The organism is Prevotella brunnea (assembly GCF_008016795.1).
Lineage (GTDB): Bacteria > Bacteroidota > Bacteroidia > Bacteroidales > Bacteroidaceae > Prevotella > Prevotella brunnea.
In genome coordinates this window covers 1-18,850 of record NZ_SDIK01000080.1, presented here as the reverse complement: position 1 = coordinate 18,850, position 18,850 = coordinate 1, and the positions used below count along the sequence as shown (strand labels likewise).

12 protein-coding genes and 2 pseudogenes are annotated in these 18,850 nt (G+C 40.1%); 11 read left to right on the top strand and 3 right to left on the bottom strand.

Features of this window, described 5'->3' with window-relative positions:
* Together ETF27_RS11555 and ETF27_RS11765 are read left to right on the top strand one after the other, a co-directional pair.
* Positions 1 to 179, top strand: a pseudogene (locus tag ETF27_RS11555) (IS5/IS1182 family transposase); the annotation flags it as partial.
* A 267-nt stretch (positions 180 to 446) separates the two neighbouring features.
* Positions 447 to 899 carry a transposase gene (locus ETF27_RS11765; RefSeq protein WP_181951319.1) on the top strand — a complete coding sequence of 151 codons (453 nt, stop codon included), beginning with the start codon at positions 447 to 449 and terminating at the stop codon, positions 897 to 899.
* A 31-nt stretch (positions 900 to 930) separates the two neighbouring features.
* Here ETF27_RS11765 and ppdK read toward each other — a convergent pair whose 3' ends face one another.
* Complete coding sequence (gene ppdK, locus ETF27_RS09765) at positions 931 to 3,651, bottom strand: pyruvate, phosphate dikinase (RefSeq protein ID WP_130828872.1); 2,721 nt, start codon at positions 3,649 to 3,651, stop codon at positions 931 to 933.
* Between the two features lie 200 nt (positions 3,652 to 3,851).
* Between ppdK and rlmD the strand changes: the two genes are divergently transcribed.
* The gene (gene rlmD / locus ETF27_RS09760) at positions 3,852 to 5,291 is read left to right on the top strand and encodes a 23S rRNA (uracil(1939)-C(5))-methyltransferase RlmD (protein ID WP_130828874.1); all 1,440 of its coding nucleotides are present in this window, start codon (positions 3,852 to 3,854) and stop codon (positions 5,289 to 5,291) included.
* 127 nt (positions 5,292 to 5,418) lie between these two features.
* Here rlmD and ETF27_RS09755 read toward each other — a convergent pair whose 3' ends face one another.
* Positions 5,419 to 6,549: a glycosyltransferase family protein gene (locus ETF27_RS09755; protein WP_130828876.1), complete on the bottom strand. Its 1,131-nt coding sequence runs from the start codon at positions 6,547 to 6,549 to the stop codon at positions 5,419 to 5,421.
* Positions 6,550 to 7,325: 776 nt separating this feature from the next.
* On the opposite strand from ETF27_RS09755, the gene ETF27_RS09750 reads away from it, so the two are divergent.
* The 8 genes from ETF27_RS09750 to ETF27_RS09715 all read left to right on the top strand — a co-directional run bounded on the left by ETF27_RS09750 (position 7,326) and on the right by ETF27_RS09715 (position 17,692).
* Positions 7,326 to 7,778: a hypothetical protein gene (locus tag ETF27_RS09750; protein WP_130828878.1), complete on the top strand. Its 453-nt coding sequence runs from the start codon at positions 7,326 to 7,328 to the stop codon at positions 7,776 to 7,778.
* A gap of 58 nt (positions 7,779 to 7,836) precedes the next feature.
* On the top strand, positions 7,837 to 8,445 hold the full coding sequence (locus tag ETF27_RS09745; RefSeq protein ID WP_158635989.1) for a DUF3256 family protein: 609 nt from the start codon (positions 7,837 to 7,839) through the stop codon (positions 8,443 to 8,445).
* A gap of 217 nt (positions 8,446 to 8,662) precedes the next feature.
* Positions 8,663 to 9,934, top strand: a complete 1,272-nt coding sequence (locus ETF27_RS09740; RefSeq protein ID WP_130828883.1) for a nucleoside permease — start codon at positions 8,663 to 8,665, stop codon at positions 9,932 to 9,934.
* On the top strand, positions 9,927 to 10,478 hold the full coding sequence (locus tag ETF27_RS09735) for a bifunctional nuclease domain-containing protein (RefSeq protein ID WP_130828885.1): 552 nt from the start codon (positions 9,927 to 9,929) through the stop codon (positions 10,476 to 10,478). The genes ETF27_RS09740 and ETF27_RS09735 overlap by 8 nt, the downstream gene beginning before the upstream one ends.
* 24 nt (positions 10,479 to 10,502) lie before the next feature.
* Entirely contained in the window at positions 10,503 to 11,219 is a 717-nt protein-coding gene (locus ETF27_RS09730; RefSeq protein ID WP_130828887.1) for a 16S rRNA (uracil(1498)-N(3))-methyltransferase, read from the top strand.
* Positions 11,220 to 11,384: 165 nt separating this feature from the next.
* Positions 11,385 to 14,642: a TonB-dependent receptor gene (locus ETF27_RS09725; RefSeq protein ID WP_130828890.1), complete on the top strand. Its 3,258-nt coding sequence runs from the start codon at positions 11,385 to 11,387 to the stop codon at positions 14,640 to 14,642.
* 131 nt (positions 14,643 to 14,773) lie between these two features.
* A complete protein-coding gene (locus ETF27_RS09720; protein ID WP_130828892.1) occupies positions 14,774 to 15,106 on the top strand; it encodes a cupin domain-containing protein in 333 nt (110 codons plus the stop codon).
* A gap of 45 nt (positions 15,107 to 15,151) precedes the next feature.
* Entirely contained in the window at positions 15,152 to 17,692 is a 2,541-nt protein-coding gene (locus ETF27_RS09715; RefSeq protein ID WP_130828894.1) for a DUF3943 domain-containing protein, read from the top strand.
* 462 nt (positions 17,693 to 18,154) lie between these two features.
* Here ETF27_RS09715 and ETF27_RS09710 read toward each other — a convergent pair.
* A pseudogene (locus ETF27_RS09710) lies at positions 18,155 to 18,838 on the bottom strand (IS982 family transposase); the annotation flags it as partial.
* Between the last annotated feature and the right edge of the window lie 12 nt (positions 18,839 to 18,850).

Sequence of the window (18,850 nt, the reverse complement as noted above, 5' to 3'; positions counted from 1 at the left end):
TCAAGGTTCTCTTGGGTGATGCCATCAGCGTGATGCTCGCTGCGGCTGCATTCAACTTCAAAAGAGCCATGCGGTTTCTTTTGTGCCTTATTCGAAGCATGATAAAATGGAGTATTCAAGGAGTGGATTCCAACTTTAACGAAACAAAGGTGTTATCCAATACCTTTTGCTGGTTGTAAGTCGAGTTCTTGAGGAACGACTATCTAAGGAGCAAAAGGGCTTATATACCCCCTATTTAATATTATTGCTGTCCGCTAAAACTTTTTTTGAGCATAAAAAATTAGGACCGGATTCCTCGCATGGAATTCAGCCCTTTTAGTTACCTTTGTTTCTTGTTAATATAACGTGAGTTCGACGAATTATAAGTGTATATAAATTTGGTGATTAGCGAAATTTGTTGTAACTTTAAGGTGTTGATATACATAGAATTACAAACAAAAATCGCTATGATCACCGAAGACAAAGTTACTGAAATATTTTGTATGGCAGATGATTTCTGCAAGTTTTTTGATGCAATGACAGCAAAATATGTGCTAAGACCTACCGGAAAAAGAAAATATCATCGAAATTCCACAATGTCAAAGGCAGAAGTCATGCTGATAATGATTCTTTTTCACGACTCTGGTTATCGTTACTTTAAACATTTTACCAAATTGAAAAGTAACATGAAAGGAGTTTTGATGAGTGTTTCAGACAGACTTTTACTCAGAAAAAGAGCCATTATAGAAACGGTAAATGATGAACTTAAGAACATTGCACAAGTGGAACACTCCGGACATAGATGCTTTGACAATTTCATCGTCAATTTATTAGGTGCTATTGCTGCCTATTGTTTGTTTCCCAAGAAGCCGTGTATCAATGTACAAAGGACCATTGACACACAGCTTGCTCTGTTCTGAATTCGTCGAACTCACGTTAACTTATTGCGCTTTACTCTTCCAAATTTGCTTGTGCAGCTGCCAATCTTGCTATTGGAACACGGAAAGGCGAGCAACTGACATAGTTGAGCCCTACTTTATGACAGAATTTAACGGAGCTCGGTTCGCCACCATGTTCCCCACAGATACCACACTTGAGATCTTTGCGTGTGGCTCTGCCTTTGGCAACGGCTAATTCGATCAATTGTCCCACTCCATCTTGGTCGAGCACGCGGAAGGGATCTACATCAAGGATTTTTTTCTCAAGATAGCTCGGTAGGAAGCTCGCTATGTCATCACGACTATAACCAAAGGTCATCTGCGTGAGATCATTTGTTCCAAAGCTGAAGTACTCTGCTTTATTGGCAATCAAGTCGGCGGTGAGGGCTGCTCGCGGGACTTCTATCATAGTTCCCACCTTAAAAGGTATTTCAACGCCCTCGTCCTTGAAGAGCTTATGGGCAGTCTTGCGAATAATACGTTCCTGAACATCTAACTCATTAACGATGCCAACAAGAGGCACCATAATTTCAGGCATTGGATGATAGCCCTCTTTTTTCAACTGTATCGCCGCACCCAAGATGGCACGAGTTTGCATGGCGGTTATCTCCGGGAATGTGTTACCCAATCGGCAGCCGCGAAGACCCAACATTGGATTGGTTTCTGACAAAGCATTGACGCGAGCTTGAATGAATTGTACGCTAACACCCATCTCCTTCGCCATTGCTTCCTGACCTTCAAGGTCGCCGGGAATAAATTCATGCAAAGGTGGGTCAAGCAGACGAATGTTTACAGGTTTACCGTCCATACATTTCAATATGCCATAGAAGTCTTGTTTCTGATAAGGAAGAAGTTTTTCCAATGCTTTTTCCCTCCCTTTGAGAGTATCTGAAAGAATCATCTCTCGCATTGCCTTTATCTTCTCGTTCTCAAAGAACATATGTTCTGTGCGACAAAGACCGATACCCACAGCACCGAAAGTGCTTGCTACTTCAGCATCGTGAGGAGTATCAGCATTCGTTCGAACCACTAATTTTGTGTATTTGTCGCAGAGTTTCATGAGATTGGCAAAGTCGCCGGTTACCTCTGCGGGCTTGGTGGTTATTTCACCTAAATACACTTCTCCTGTGGATCCGTTGATAGAGATATAATCTCCCTCATGAAGCACCACGCCGTCTATCTCCAAGGTTCTCTTTTTGTAGTCCACCATGATAGCTCCCGCGCCACTGATGCAGCACTTCCCCATACCGCGCGCCACCACAGCGGCATGCGAGGTCATTCCTCCGCGAGCAGTAAGGATGCCTTCAGCAGCCGACATGCCTGCCAAGTCCTCGGGAGAGGTCTCAATGCGAACCATAATAACATCGTGCCCATCCTCATGCCACTTAGAGGCATCGTCTGCGAAGAAGACAATCTGACCGCAAGCCGCACCGGGCGAAGCAGGCAAACCACGAGTGAGCACTCGAGCCCGAGCAAGAGCTTCTTTGTCAAACACGGGGTGGAGCAGCTCATCCAATTTATTAGGCTCACAACGTAACAAGGCAGTTTTTTCATCAATCTCTCCCTCTGCGAGAAGATCCATGGCTATTTTCACCATCGCCGTTCCGGTGCGCTTACCGTTACGAGTCTGAAGAAACCATAGTTTACCTTCCTGTACGGTAAACTCCATATCCTGCATGTCATGATAGTGTTTCTCCAACTTATCCTGTATACTGTTCAGCTCGGCGTAAATTTCCGGCATCGACTCTTCCATGGAAGGGAACTTGCTCTTTCGCGTTTCCTCATCGATGCCCTGCTGCTTAGCCCAGCGTAGCGAACCGGATTTGGTGATTTGTTGCGGAGTGCGAATACCGGCAACCACATCCTCTCCTTGTGCGTTGATGAGGTATTCGCCGTTGAAGATATTCTCACCATTTGCGGCATCACGCGAGAAGCATACACCTGTGGCTGACGTGTTGCCCATGTTCCCGAAGACCATGGCCATAACGGAAACGGCAGTGCCCCATTCCTGTGGGATGCCTTCCATCTTACGATAAAGAATGGCGCGTTCATTCATCCATGAGTCAAACACGGCGCAGATAGCTCCCCAAAGTTGCTCCATTGGATCGGTGGGGAACTCCTTTCCGGTTTGTTCCCTGATGGCTTTTTTGAACAAGATGACCAGTTGTTTCAACTCATCCACCGTAAGATCGTTGTCCAACTTGATACCACGACGTGATTTCACATCTTGAATGATGGCTTCAAACGGATCAATGTCTTCCTTATTTATGGGTTTCATACCCAAAACTACATCGCCATACATCTGCACAAATCGGCGATAGCTGTCGTAAGCGAACCGCTCATTGCCGGTCTTGACAGCAAGTCCCTCTACAACAACATCATTCAAGCCAAGGTTCAGGATAGTATCCATCATACCGGGCATCGAAGCACGCGCGCCGGAACGAACACTGACCAACAAAGGATTGGATGGATCGCCAAACTTAGCATTCATCAACGTTTCAATATGTCGCACGCTATCGGTTACCTCGCGGGTAAGTAACTCCACAACCTTTTCTTTACCTTTCTCAAAAAACTCGTTACAAACATCGGTTGTAATGGTAAAACCGGGAGGTACGGGAACACCTATTAAATTCATCTCGGCTAAGTTGGCACCCTTGCCCCCAAGGAGATTTCTCATACCTGACCTACCTTCAGCCTTTCCATTGCCGAAGGTATAAACCCTCTTTTCACTCATAATTATCTTATTTATATATTGTATATGTTAAATCGAATTGCAAAGATAAACAAATATTGATAATATTACAAATTAATGATAAGGAAATAATTAAGTTGTATGACAATTTAACTAATTATATACGCACACGGAAATTAAATTGAATAACAAGTAAATATGCGGGGGAAAATCAGTAACTTTGCACAAAACATTATGACATCATGAGCAGAAAAAGAAAACCATTACCAATATATGAGAATGTAGAAATAGAGTCTATAGCGGCAGAGGGCAAATGTGTGGCACATATAAACGACATGGTGATATTTGTGCCCTTTGTCGTTCCGGGCGACAGAGTAGATTTACGAATCGTGAAGAAGCGACATAAATATTGTGAAGCTTTGGTAGAGCGATTTATTGAATACAGCGACAAGCGAGTAGTTCCCAAATGCGATCATTTTGGCGTGTGTGGCGGATGCAAATGGCAAAACCTTCCTTACGAGGAACAGTTAAAGGCAAAGCAACAACAAGTGCACGACCAGTTGACGAGAATAGGCAAAATAGATTTGCCTGAATTCTCGCCTATATTGGGCTCAACAAAGACGGAGGAGTACAGAAACAAGTTAGAGTTTGGATGCTCTGACAAGCGTTGGTACACGAAAGAGGAGTTAGCAGTGTTGCCGGAGGATGCCGGATTAAGGCAGGGGGCGATAGGATTTCATATTACCGGAGCATACGACAAGATTTATCCCATAGAGAAATGTTGGCTGATGGATGACTATTGCAATAAGATAAGGAACGCGATACGAGACTACGCTACAAAGTACAAGCTGACCTTATATGACATTCGTGCCCAACACGGATTGTTAAGAGACGTCATGATAAGAAACTCAAACACAGGGGAATGGATGGTATTGGTACAGTTCCATTACGATGAACAAGGGGATGAGCAAAAGGCTAAAGCACTCATGCAATTTATAGCCGATAATTTTCCAAAGATAACGTCGCTGCTCTATGTGGATAATCAAAAGGGAAACGACACATTTAACGATTTGGAAATCTTGGTGTATAAGGGAAATGACCACATCATCGAGCAGATGGACGAACTTAGGTTTAAGGTAGGACCCAAGAGCTTCTACCAGACCAACACGGAGCAGGCTTATCACCTCTATTCCGTAGCAGCCAAATACGCGCGACTAACCGGAAAAGAATTGGTTTATGACCTTTATACCGGTACAGGAACGATAGCGAACTTTGTCGCGAGGAAAGCGCGCAAGGTGATAGGAATAGAATATGTTCCGGAAGCCATTGAGGACGCAAGAGTAAATTCAAGGATGAACAACATTCAAAACACCGTGTTCTATGCCGGGGACATGAAAGAAATCCTGATTGATGACTTCGTGAAAGAACAGGGTCGCCCGGATGTAATTATTACCGATCCGCCAAGAGCGGGGATGCATACGGATGTAATCAACGTAATACTGAAAGCTCATCCGAAACGCATCGTATATGTCAGCTGTAACCCTGCCACACAAGCAAGAGACTTGGCATTATTGGATGAGGACTATCAAGTTACGGCGGTTCAACCGGTTGATATGTTCCCCCATACGCCCCACGTGGAGAATGTCGTATTGCTGGAAGAGCGAAAACAGATGGACGCATGAATGAGCTATGTGCATTTCACATTAAGTTTAAAACCCATTATTAATGAGAAACTTTTCAAGAAAACCGTGTCGTGGACTTTTAAGTTTCACTCATACTTCATCACTCTAAATGCCGAATGATCCTTTTTTAACTTGTTGCAAAAGATGTACCAACAGGGTAAGAGTTGGCTTCGTGTCTAAACTGTTCGACTACCGCCTCCAGACGTGATATAATCCTTGTTTCAGCCTCGTTCTCCCACATACGAAATTCTATATCTTCCTCATATTCCCGACAGAATTGAATCAATTGATCAAGATTGAATTCGCTGGCAACTATTCCCGCACCTTGCATCATTGCTTCGTGCGCATTACATTCCTGCTCGACATGAGCCGGTACCATCATCGCCGGTTTTCCCATATATATGGCTTCGCAAACCGACTCAAAACCTCCCGTTGTTGCGTAAGCCTTGCAATTTGCAAGATAATGAAGGAATTTTTTATCATCTATACGATGAAAAGTCAAAGTATCGTCATACCGGGTTGTCTCATCGGCATCTTTCTTGTCCCAAAAGAAATGAAGCTCTATGCCGGGATGTTTCTTGTGCCATTCTATTACCGAGTCGCTAAAGCCCGCGTTCAACATATATCCTAACACGTAATCGCCATGATGACGGGGAGTGTCAAGAGCTTCTCTGCGGAGAATGGGTGGTACAATGGCAATATCATGTGCGTCATCATCGATAATATTCCGAAACGACAATGCCAATTTCTTCTTTGCTCCAAGACAAGTTATTTTTGTAAAGGCAATCATGAGTTGGCGACTGATATTGTGTACAGTCGGAAATTTGTATTCGGGATGTAAGAACATATATTGATGACCGATACAGACTTCAGGGACTTGCGGGTGGTAAAGATAATATGTAATTCCTGTTAGAATTTCATAGAAATTAATTACCAAGTCGGCATCGGAATTGACAATGTGTTCTTTTATAAAATGAATACTTGCCATATAATGGGGCGACTTCACGATATTATATATTATGGAACGAGTTAGCCCAATGCGCTTGTTTGCTTTTGAAGGCAGAAAGTTCGGACTAAGAAAGCTGCTGAATGGTGCTTCCGCGCGGTTGATGAAAAATCGGGGTAGTTCGCGAACGTCACTTCTCCCGACAAGAATTTCTGTAACCGTGTGTCCGTTCTCTTTCAACATCTTTTCTAATGCCAAGGCTTGCGTCAAATGACCACGTCCCTCGCCTTGAACAACAAATAATACTTTCATCTTGAATCTTCTCTGATTATTTGTTGCAAAATTAGTATCCATTTATTTCAAATGAGTTTACAGGATAATAACAAAAAGCAATTATATTGTTACATTTTGGTTTCAATTAATGCCAACTCGTAAAGATATCCTTTCTGATGGGTTACAAGCAAAGGTGTATTAAGGAGAGGGGGGATGTAAAACTTTTTCATGTTTTATGCTCTTATCGTTTTCATTTTTAAGAATTATATATTTCTGTATCGTAAATATTAAGTTCACACATATTTGTGATAAGTTTCTAAGAATCAGAATATTAACAAAAAACATACTAAACAGTATTTTAAAAGCTAAGCTTTTGGAGTGTAATAGCTTACCTTTCACCTTCCAAAACCTTAGCAAATGCGAGTTGATATTTTTCTTTTTGCGGACATAAGTCTATGTTTTTAACCATTTCTCAGCACCATTTTGGTTAAAGAACATTAAAAACTGCTTTTCAGAAGGAGTATTTTCACCTTTTATTCTTCTATTTCATGATATCTAAATGTAAAGAATAATGCAAATTTAAGAGGCTGTTTGGTATTTATCTTTGACTCAAATGTATGAAGCGATCGAAAGGAAAAATTTTTGTAGATTATACTCATAAATATTCTATTCAATAGAAACCAAATGTTTATGTGTATAAGTTTATTTTCACCGATAAATGATATGAGGACGGACCTAAGTTTTTTTATTTCTGTTAAGAATGGCTCTGAGTTCTATTTTTTTTGTAAATTTGCAACATCAAATATATCATAATAATGAAAAAAATCGTAAGTTTACTTTTTATTCTTTGCTTTGCATTGAATTTATCGGCACAGAAAAAAATTGATGGGGTTGAGTTCTTAATTGATAAAGATGCTGCTATTTCTGTTTTGAAGGAAAAATTTGGAGATCCTCAGTCAATTATGTCGGATAGGATTATATTTAGGAACATTGCTTTTGATGGTGAACAATTTAATGAAGCCATTTTTTTCTTCGATAATAAAGGACGGATGTATCAAGTAAGGTTAAAGTCAGATTACGTCAATCATGCGAAAGCAGAAGACCGGATGTCTAAACTTGGAAACAAATATAGTTGCATTTATAAAATCACCGAGTCAGAAAATCCGGATGATGGGAAATTTGTTGTTGGTTATGATATAAATGGTGGAAGGCTTTTCACAATTTCCACATTCAGGAATACTTGTGATTTAACCTTCGGGCCTTTCTAAATCTCTAATCTCCACATCATAATTTCATTTTAAGGAATAATTAATGTCCATGACTTCTATGAAAAAGGTTATACCTATACTCTGCATTTTAATTACAATAAGCTGTCAGTTGTCTGCACAATCCATTAAGGATATATGGATTTCCATGCCGGACTCCATTGTTCCATATTTAACAATTGATTTGAAAAAAGAATTAGTGAATAATGCAAAATTGAGCATAAAAGCCCAAGTGATAAACTTACTCGGCGACACTACAAAAGTTGATACGGCTTCTGATAAGTACATGAAAGTGGTTTTGAGTAAACGTAGCACGTTAGAACTTATTGAGTTGGATAAAAACACGATTGCCCTTCTTATGACTTTTCATGGCCCTTTGAAAGATAGCAATTTATCTCTTTATAGTAAAGATTGGACACTGATAAAAAACAAAGTCAAGTTATCTGTCACTGCTATAAAACCAAGCCCAATGTCTGATGAAGAATATGATGAATGTGTAAAACTGATGTGCCCATCGCTCAGACAAATAGCATACTTACCGGATGAAAATGTTTTTCTTCCAAAATATTCTTTCCCCCTATTATCTGGTGATAATAAAGAGAAAGCGAACAGCATTTTAACGCAAACAAAATATAAATGGGACGGAAGTGAGCTAAAGAAGGTTAAATAATGCCGAAAACGCGTTTGTAAACTTTGCAATTACGAATATTTTTCATACATTTGCAACGTGTTTTTCATGGTATTAGATTATTAAGGTTAATAAAGATTGATTGTCGTGAGACAATCAATTTTTTTATGTTTTCTTTAGCTACATACAGATTTATTTTCAACGCATTTGGTGATATATAAGAAAATCATTACTTTTGCCAAAAATAAAAAACGATAACATGAATTTGAAAGTACGTCTGGCACTCATGAACTTTCTTGAGTTTGCGGTTTGGGGTGCATATCTTACATCGATGGGCAGATACCTTGGAAATATTGGAATCGGTCAGAACATCGGTTTGTTTTACTCTATGCAGGGCATTGTGTCTATATTTATGCCGGCATTAATGGGAATTGTTGCCGACAGATGGATACCTGCGCAACGATTGTTAGGTATGTGCCATCTGTTAGCCGGTCTTTTTATGTTCTCAACAGCATGGTATGGCTTGACAGCCGGAGCCTCCGTTCAGTTTCCAATCATCTTTGCCCTTTATTCTTTTTCTGTAGCCTTCTATATGCCAACCTTGGCACTGACGAACTCTGTCGCTTACTTTTCATTAACACAGGCAGGTTTGGATACTGTAAAAGACTTTCCTCCCATCCGTGTCTTTGGAACCATCGGATTTATTTTGACGATGTGGCTGGTCGATATTTTAGGTTTTCAAAGCAACCATAATCAATTTATTACGTCAGGAGTGGTGAGTATAATTTTGTTTTTTTACACCTTTTCGCTGCCACATTGCCCCGTATCTAACAGCACTGAGAAAAAAAGTCTTGTTGAAGCGTTTGGCTTGAAAGCTTTCACACTTTTCAAACAGAAGAAAATGGCAATCTTCTTTATCTTTTCAATGCTTTTAGGCGTAAGTCTTCAAATCACCAATAGTTTTGCCAACCCCTTTTTATACAGTTTCAAAGCTCAGCAGGAGTTTGCTCAAGCATTCGGCGTACAACACGCTAACATATTGATAAGCCTCTCACAAATCAGCGAAACCTGTTGTATTTTGCTTATTCCATTTTTTATGCGACGTTATGGAATTAAGAACGTGATGTTGATTGCGATGTTTGCTTGGGTTTTACGCTTCGGATTTTTCGGTTTGGGTAATCCGGGATTCCCCGGGGTAATACTCTTCATTCTCTCCATGATTGTATATGGTGTCGCTTTCGACTTTTTCAATATTTCCGGCTCGTTGTTCGTTGATAAAAACACTGACATGACAATTCGTTCATCAGCGCAAGGTCTGTTTATGTTAATGACAAATGGAGTGGGGGCAACCATAGGAACCTTGGCTGCTCAAGAAGTTATCAATCATTTTACATATCCAAAATTGATTGGTGAGGATATACTCACTGTGGGAGATTGGCAGTCGTGTTGGTTTATATTTGCTGCATACGCTTTAGTAGTTGGCATTAGTTTTTCTATTGTCTTTCGCCCCAAAAAACATTTAAATGAATAAGACACGTCTGCTTTTTCGTGGCATATCCGAAATTGTGGGAACCACAGAGATGGGCTTATTAATTTTGGCGGATCAAAGTAACAAACGCCAAATAGCCATTATTTGCGACAAAAGCATGGAACATGCATTTAGCATGAGAATGGGAAACACAGCCATATGCAGTAAAATGCTTCCTGAAATCTTATGCAGATTAAATCCAGAGATGAATGGCGAGCACTATGAAGTAATCTTCTTATCCATCGTGGAGGGAGAATATCAATCCGTACTTCTCAACAAAGAAACACTGGAAATGACTAAAGTACGAGCATCTGACGGAGTATTATTGTCTCATATCGCACATTTAGACATATATATGGAAGAACGACTCTTCCTGAAGCAGAGTGTGCCACTTGAAAAAGGACAAAGCAAAATGGCATTGCCGATAAACGCTTTAAGCAAACAGATGTTGGAACAAGCATTGGAAAAGGCAATCGCAAATGAAGACTATGAACTAGCATCAAGTCTAAGAGATGAACTTCAAAAGCGACAGGACGCGGAAAAATAACTCCTTTAGCTTAACATTGAATTTATGAAAGAAACGCATTTCTTTTACGTTCCCAAAACAACCGAGACTGACGAGTTGCCTCGTGAAGAAGCAATTCATGCAGCTAAGGTCTTGCGATTAAAACCGGGAGATGACATCTACCTGATGGATGGGGTAGGTAACTTTTACCATGCGCAAATGAATTTAGCAACTGCCAAACATTGTTTGTACGAGATAAAAGAAATTCTACCACAACAACCAACATGGAAAGGACATATACATCTTGCAATTGCACCTACGAAAGATATGGGACGGATGGAATGGTTAGTTGAAAAAGCAACCGAGATTGGTTTTGATGAAATTTCATTCTTGAATTGTCAATTTTCAGAACGTCACATTTTAAAGACAGAGAGAGTTGAACGAATAGTAATTTCTGCCATGAAACAAAGCAGAAAGGCATGGAAACCGAAAATCAATAGCATGATAAACCTTACCGACTTCATAAAGACCAACACTTCGAGAAATAAATTTATTTGTCATTGCTACCCTGAAATAAAACGCCGAGATCTGTTTGAGCAGTTATCGCCATTAACGGATGATGTTCTTGTCATGATCGGACCGGAAGGCGACTTTTCTGTTGCTGAAGTGGAAGCTGCAATGGCTATGGGATTTAATAGCGCTTCTTTGGGGAACAGCAGGTTACGAACGGAGACAGCTGGTATTAGTGCGATTATGCAAGCTAATCTGAAATTAAGAAAATAACCATCTGCAGCTAAACATCTTATTTTGTGTTTTAATTGCTATTGTTTACATTTCTTGATGATGTATTAAACTTTTCACACAACTGCAATCTATTTTTTGATTAATTTTAGCTATATTTGCAGCAAAGAAAATAAAATATTCAGTTTCTATTAAATTTTAACGATTATGCAGAAAAAAATTCTATTTCTGGTTGTTGTTTTTATTACAATGGCAGCTTCTGTCATGGCTCAAGTTACGACATCAGGAATAAGCGGTAAAGTTACTTCCATGGGAGAGGACGTAATAGGGGCTACAATTACGGCAACGCATCAACCATCCGGGACGGTATATCGCGCAGTAACAAACACAGATGGAAGATTTACCATACAAGGTATGCGTGTTGGAGGTCCGTACAAAGTCGAAGTGTCCTATATTGGGCAACAAACAAAAGTGTTTGAGGGCATCAACCTTCGTTTGGGAGAAGTTGAAAACATATCTTGCACATTGAAACAAGATTCAAAAGAACTTCAAGAAGTTGTCGTAACCGGAAGCGCAGGGATTAATGCTACTAAAACCGGGGCTGCTCAGAGCTTGACTGCAAAGCAGATAGCCGACATGCCAAGTATTACTCACGGAATTGCAGATGTGGCGCGACTGAATCCGCAACTGACTACAACAAATTCAGGCGCAATGTCTTTCGCTGGTACGAGCAATCGTTATAACTCATTTATGATCGATGGCGCAATGAACAATGATGTCTTTGGTCTGACAGCTGATGGTTCTAATGGTGGTCAAGCCGGTACACAACCCGTATCTATGGAAACAATAGAGCAAATCCATATCAATGTCGCTCCGTTTGATGTTCGGCAAAGTGGATTTACCGGTGGTGCCATCAACGCGATAACCAAATCTGGTACGAACAAATTTCACGGTAGTCTGTACGGTTTTGGAAATAATAAGAGTTTGATAGGCAATCACTATCCTTATTCAGATGGTACCGGCTACGCTCCAAAGTTTCAAGATCAAAAAGAATATCAGTGGGGCGTAACTTTAGGAGGTCCAATCATTAAAGATAAATTATTCTTCTTCCTCAATTTTGAAGACGCGAACAAACAATATCCAAATATTAACGGATATCGCCAAGAAGGTTCACGCGTGATAGCCGATGAAGCTGATGATATTCTCGCGAAAATTAAAGAAATGGCAGCGAAACAGGGTATAGATTATAATGGCACTTTCGGCAATCCTGATATTTATACCAAAAGCAAAAAATACGGTGCAAAGATAGATTGGAATATCAACGACTTTAACAAGTTTTCTTTCCGCTGGAGTCTTGTAGATGCGAAACAACTCAACAGTATTACGACTGCTTCTTCCCTAAACGATGATCATTATTATTATCCGTTTGAGAGCAAGACACATTCGTTTACAGCTGAATTGCAAAGCCGAATATCCCCGGTGATCAGTAATGAAGCTCGTGCAAGTTATGTACGTGTAAGGGATAAGCGTGCTGTTTCTTCCGCTTTTCCTATGATTTCATTGCAGGTTACAGGTGGTTCACTCAACATCGGTAATGAGCGTTCCTCTATGGCAAATCAACTTGATCAAGATATTTATACTTTTGAAGACAATTTAACATGGTATAAAGGTAATCATACTTATACGTTTGGAACCCACAATGAGTTTTATAAGTTTGCTAATCTTTTCATTCAAGACGCAAATGGTTCTTATAACTTTGCGAACTTAGATGCTTTCAACAAGTACTACAACGACTACATGAGTAACAGCCTTGATCCAAACTTTGCTTATTTCCAGCAATATCGTTTTGGCATGGCAAACACTGACGTAACGGGAGACCCTCGTTGGAAGACACCTTTCTCTGCTGGTCAGTTGGGCTTCTATGTGCAAGATAAATGGGATGTTACTCCATCATTCCAATTCACATATGGCTTGAGGATGGAAATTCCACTCTTTTTCGATAAGCCAACTGCCAATATCGGTTTCAATGAGTATGCGGCTGACAAAGGATGGGATGTAAGAACCGACCACAAACTCTCCAGTAACCCACTGTGGAGTCCTCGTGTAGGATTCCGTTGGGATATTAGCAATAATCGCAATGTTATTCTTCGAGGTGGAGTAGGAGTGTTTACCGGTCGCATTCCATACGTATGGATTAGTAACAACTTCGCGAATACCGGCATCCAAATGTCAAAATATTCTGTGTTTAATCCAAAAGGATTGGAAATGATACTTGATCCTGACAAACAGCTACCCAACGCACAAAAATTAAATGCTACCGGAAATCAGGAAGTTAATGTATTCGACAAGAACTTTAAGTTTGCACAAACCTTTAAAGCAAATCTCGGATTAGATTTCAAGGTGCTGGGAATAGATTGGACTGCTGAAGCCATTTATTCTAAGACACTGAACGATATCTATTACAAAAATCTCGCTGTTGAAGAAACCGGAACGACTTTCGGTCAAGAAACAGGTTACACATGGGATAACAGACCTATGTATACGAGAATTACCAATGGCACACCATACACTTATGTATATGGTCTTTATAATACAAGCAAAGGATATACAGTAAATTTATCCTTGAAAGCAGAAAAGCATTTTAACTTCGGATTAGACTTAATGGCAAGTTACACTTGGACTCGTTCGATGAGCGTGAATAGCGGTACGTCCTCCGTAGCGAGCAGTAACTGGATGTATAACGCAACATACAGAAATCCCAACGACCCGGAACTATCTCTAAGTGCTTACAACGTTCCTCATCGTGTACAAGCAAGTGCCTACTATCATGTGAATTATGGTTCAAAGAAAGAATGGAAGACTACCATAGGATTGATTTATCAGGCTAAGAGTGGCTCTCCTTATGTGATAGAAATGTTCGGAGATATGAATGGCGATGGTGCTCGTGGAAACGATTTAATGTGGATACCAACAGATGAACAGATTGACCAAATGAAATTTGCTCCAACCACTGTAAACAATGCCCACAATACATATCCATTGTTAACGAAAGTTCTGGGTTCGGGTTATCAGGGAGATTTGTCAGAAGAACAGCAGCGTGCTCTCTTGAAGCAATGGATAGCTGATGATTCTTATATGAGCAAACATCGCGGTGAGTATTTTAAACGCTATGCAGACAACCTTGCTTTCGAACATCATTTTGATGTACACCTCGCACAGAAATATAGTTTTAAAGTTGCAGGACAAATCAATTCAATAGAACTTAGTTTCGATATTATCAACCTTGGAAACTTGCTCAACAAAGATTGGGGACATACTTATGGCGATAGATTCGGAGCTTACTTTAGTCCTTTCAATTACGAAGGTGGTGGCGTTTTCAAATTTGACGGAACGCATATTGCCCGCAACTACAATTCATATTACAGTCGTTGGAGAGGACAAATAGGATTGAGATACACTTTCTAATCTCGAAAACATCAATAATAAAAAATGGATACTCTTCATGGGTATCCATTTTTTATTATTATCTTTGTATCGGATATCATCTTCGTCATGCAAATTATGATTTTTTTTATTTTGGTACAACTATATATATTATGAAGATCGACTTTGAAAAAATACCCGAAGAACATATCGTAGGATTTAAGGGTGGTGAAGGAAAATTGGATACAAGAAGTTATGTGGATGAGAATGCACGCATAATGTATTCAACTTTGCGTCCTGGCGCAAGTAGTGGCAAACATAAACACATTGATTCTTTTGAGGTAATGTATGTCATTAGTGGAGAATTAACTGTTCACTATGATGAGGTAGAGGAAACTATTCAAGTGGGACAAGTACATTATTGTCCGAAAGAACATTCTCATTGGTTTGAAAACAAAACTGATCATGATGTAATTTATCTCGCAATAGTTCCTTCCTTGCAATAAACAACCCATACCGCCCCTTCTGTTTCCAAAACAGAATGATTCTATATGCTTAAATTCGCACGTTTCTTATTATTAATAATTCTTTATCCGGAGGCGACAACAGCTCAGATAAACCTTTCTCCCAATATTGCTTATCAACAGTACAAGGTTACCGATGACTCGTCAAAAATCAGCTGTTTGAGTATTGGACTCCTAAGCAACGTAGATTCATTGCGTGGTTTTCAATTGGGATTGGTGGAATCTACCACAAGGAAAGATATGAGAGGTGTGAACATCGGAGGCTTGTGGTGCTCCGGACGTAGCAATGTACACGGACTGCAATTAGGTGGTCTTATTAACGGAGTGGGAGAGAAGATGTCTGGCGTGCAAATAGCTACAGTGGCTAACCTTGCGGCATCGACAAATGGCATACAGCTTGCGGCATTGGGCAATACTTCTGCCACTCGTTTTCGAGGATTACAAATTAGCGGAGTGAGTAATGTCGCGGTGGGAGTAGAAAAAGGAATTCAGTTGTCAGCATTGGTTAACGTTTCCTCAGGAGTGGTTAGAGGAGCACAAATAGGAAGCTACAATTATGCAGATACATTAAACGGTTCACAGATCGGACTCATCAATGTGGCACTCACACATCCACGAGGTGTTCAGGTGGGTATTTTTAATTATACACGTGATACAATAGCCAACAAAATTGGTCTTGTGAATATCAATCCACGCACCCGTATCGACTTGTTGCTTTCGTATGGTAGTGCTTCAAGATTGAATACCACCTTGCGGTTTCGCAATAGAAGCACATATAGTATGGTTGGGTTTGGACTGCACTATGTGGGATTTGACGATGCTTTTTCAGGTACCGTTTTCTATCGCTTGGGACAGTATTTCCCTATAAGCAAACGGTGGACGTTAAGTGGGGACTTAGGATTTTGGCATATAGAAAATTTTGAAAAAAATACACGCGACAAGCCCCAACGTTTGTATTCCCTGCAAGCCCATGCCAATGCTGACTATCAATTATCGCCTATGGTGGGAGCTTTCGTGTCAGTGGGCTATGGAAAGACGCGATATTATGGTAGCAACAATAAATATAAACAAGGATTTCTCGGTTCTATTGGTTTTACTTTCAAATACGATTGGAAGTCGAATAAACAACCATTGATTGAAAAAGCTTTGCGACGAAGAACTCCTGTTGATAGTCTCAAAGCCTTTGCTTATGATGCACCATGGTGGCAAGAAAAGAAAAAATATTGGCTTGGAATAGCTGAGGCTGCCGGAATCAATGTTCTTGTGCACAGCTTTGATAGGTTCATATTGAACGAAGATTTTGCAAAAGTCAATTTCAAAACAATTGGTGCAAACTTCAAAAACGCTTTTGTATGGGACAACGACCAGTTTTCTACTAATCTTTTTGCCCATCCGTACCATGGAAATCTATACTTTAATGCGGCACGAAGCAACGGACTTAATTTTTGGGAATCTGTCCCTTATACTTTTGGTGGAAGCTTAATGTGGGAACTTATAGGAGAAGTAGAGCCACCTGCCATCAACGATCTGATTGCCACTTCATTCGGTGGAGTTTGCATTGGAGAAATAACCCACCGCATTTCTGCTCTAATCCTTAACGACCGTACACGTGGTTTTCGCAGATTTCTGCGAGAGTTTGCTGCTACGATTATTAATCCGATGCACGGTTTTAACCGACTTGTTTCAGGTGAAGCTACTCGCATTCATAGCGACTATTATCTTTATCATGATTATGCGCGTTTTCCCGTAGAGTTCAATATCACCATAGGTTCGCGTTATCTCGCAGATGATGGAGGGCTGTTTAGAGGTGAACATAACCCTTATATCAATATGTTTTTGAACTATGGTGACCCGTTTAACGAAGATGAAAATAAGCCATACGACTACTTCTCCGCAAACATCACAATAGGGTTATCTGCCAATCAACCCATCATAAATGGCATGCACCTTTTAGGCAAGCTTTGGAGCGTACCGGTATATGCGGGAAAACATTTTGATACCGAATTTGGTATCTTTCATCACTTCAACTATTACGACTCAAAACCGGTTAAGGATGGAACATCGCTCACGCCATATCGAATCTCAGAAGCAGCAGCATTTGGTCCGGGATTAATCTATCGTTTTCAGAATGTTGGCAATCTGAAGCATTTGGAGCAACGTTTGTTCATGGATGCTATCCTTCTCGGAGGAACCAAAAGCGATTACTACAATGTAATAGATCGCGACTATAACATGGGATCAGGGTATAGTTTTAAAAGCAATACAATTATGGAGTTTGCCAGATTGGGGAAATTCCTGCTAAACCTTGATTATTATCGAATTTTCACATGGAAGGGGTATGAAAATAAAGATTTGGAAAAGATTGATCCTCTTTTCGTAAATGCACAGGGGGATCGAGGGAATGCTCAGCTACTTGTTATCAATCCCCGAATGATATTTCGCTTGCGTGGAAATCTTGGTATTGAACTTTCCGGTTCCTATTTTGTGAGAGATACACAATATAAATTTTACGATAATGTGCATACACGAACTTTTGAATTGAATGGAGGATTAATTTATAGATTTTAATTCACACTGGGGTCATTAACTCAAAATTGGTCATTAGGGAGTGAGAAATCTTTTATCTTTTTTCATTGGTACCTAAATAGTTTTGTACCCCCCTCACGCAAGCAAGGTTGCATCAATTCATGCTTCAGGTGATGGTAAACAGACGCTTGATAGCAACATTCAACCCGATCATCACCACGAAATTATATTACAAAAACTTCGTCAGAGGTACGATTCGTAATCTGTTGATAATCAATACGATATTAATTGCGATTTAAAAGCTTAGCTTTTACACTCCAATTCATGACCTTTTGCAGTGCAAAAGCTTACCTTTTGAAAAGCAAAAGCTAAGCTTTGGATAGATGAATGAAGAAAATTTAGGACACTATTGAATTCTCCCCACATCATCTCCGGGAAAAATTTTCGCGTTTTCAATGCCTCGGCAAAATAGGATATTCCGTAAATAACGTGAGTTCGATGAATTCAAAACAATGCAAGCTGTGTATCAATGGTTCTTTGTACATTGATGCACGGCTTCTTGGGAAATAAACAATAGGCAGCAATAGCACCTAATAAGTTGACGATGAAATTGTCAAAGCATCTATGTCTAGAGTGCTCCACCTGTGCAATATTCTTAAGCTCATCATTCACAGTTTCTATAAAGGCTCTTTTTCTGAGTAAGAGTCTGTCAGAAACGCTCATCAAAGCTCCTTTCATGTTGCTTTTCAGCTTGGTAATAAGTTGTATTCCATCCACGAACAGCCTTTGGAAGAGATTCTTGCCGATGTACCCCTTGTCGCCGACCAGCTTGTCATATATGAAATCTACAAAAGATATGTATTCCAATGGCTTACGATCATCAACATCTCCCGGTGTTATCATAAAATTGAGAAGTTCTCCTTTCTCATTGCAAATCAAATGTAATTTGAAACCGAAGAACCAACCCATGGAGCATTTTCCTCTTGGGCTATACCTTTGAATACCTTATGAATATGTATTCTTTGGCTCTTGCAGACACGCAGTGGTGTGCTTTCAACAAAACTTATGCCCGTGCATTTTCCTAACAAGACTTTCTTGATAAACAAAGCGAGTGGTATGACAACTTCCCTTTCCAATTCTACTCATACGGTTGTATGAGACAACTTTAGGAAACAAATGACGGTAGTGTCCTTAAAAGTG

What these genes read in the sequence shown, in the direction of transcription:
- ETF27_RS11765 (WP_181951319.1), top strand. Translation starts at nt 447, where the DNA reads ATGATCACCGAAGACAAAGTTACTGAAATATTTTGTATGGCAGATGAT.
- ppdK (WP_130828872.1), bottom strand. Translation starts at nt 3,651, where the DNA reads ATGAGTGAAAAGAGGGTTTATACCTTCGGCAATGGAAAGGCTGAAGGT.
- rlmD (WP_130828874.1), top strand. Translation starts at nt 3,852, where the DNA reads ATGAGCAGAAAAAGAAAACCATTACCAATATATGAGAATGTAGAAATA.
- ETF27_RS09755 (WP_130828876.1), bottom strand. Translation starts at nt 6,549, where the DNA reads ATGAAAGTATTATTTGTTGTTCAAGGCGAGGGACGTGGTCATTTGACG.
- ETF27_RS09750 (WP_130828878.1), top strand. Translation starts at nt 7,326, where the DNA reads ATGAAAAAAATCGTAAGTTTACTTTTTATTCTTTGCTTTGCATTGAAT.
- ETF27_RS09745 (WP_158635989.1), top strand. Translation starts at nt 7,837, where the DNA reads ATGAAAAAGGTTATACCTATACTCTGCATTTTAATTACAATAAGCTGT.
- ETF27_RS09740 (WP_130828883.1), top strand. Translation starts at nt 8,663, where the DNA reads ATGAATTTGAAAGTACGTCTGGCACTCATGAACTTTCTTGAGTTTGCG.
- ETF27_RS09735 (WP_130828885.1), top strand. Translation starts at nt 9,927, where the DNA reads ATGAATAAGACACGTCTGCTTTTTCGTGGCATATCCGAAATTGTGGGA.
- ETF27_RS09730 (WP_130828887.1), top strand. Translation starts at nt 10,503, where the DNA reads ATGAAAGAAACGCATTTCTTTTACGTTCCCAAAACAACCGAGACTGAC.
- ETF27_RS09725 (WP_130828890.1), top strand. Translation starts at nt 11,385, where the DNA reads ATGCAGAAAAAAATTCTATTTCTGGTTGTTGTTTTTATTACAATGGCA.
- ETF27_RS09720 (WP_130828892.1), top strand. Translation starts at nt 14,774, where the DNA reads ATGAAGATCGACTTTGAAAAAATACCCGAAGAACATATCGTAGGATTT.
- ETF27_RS09715 (WP_130828894.1), top strand. Translation starts at nt 15,152, where the DNA reads ATGCTTAAATTCGCACGTTTCTTATTATTAATAATTCTTTATCCGGAG.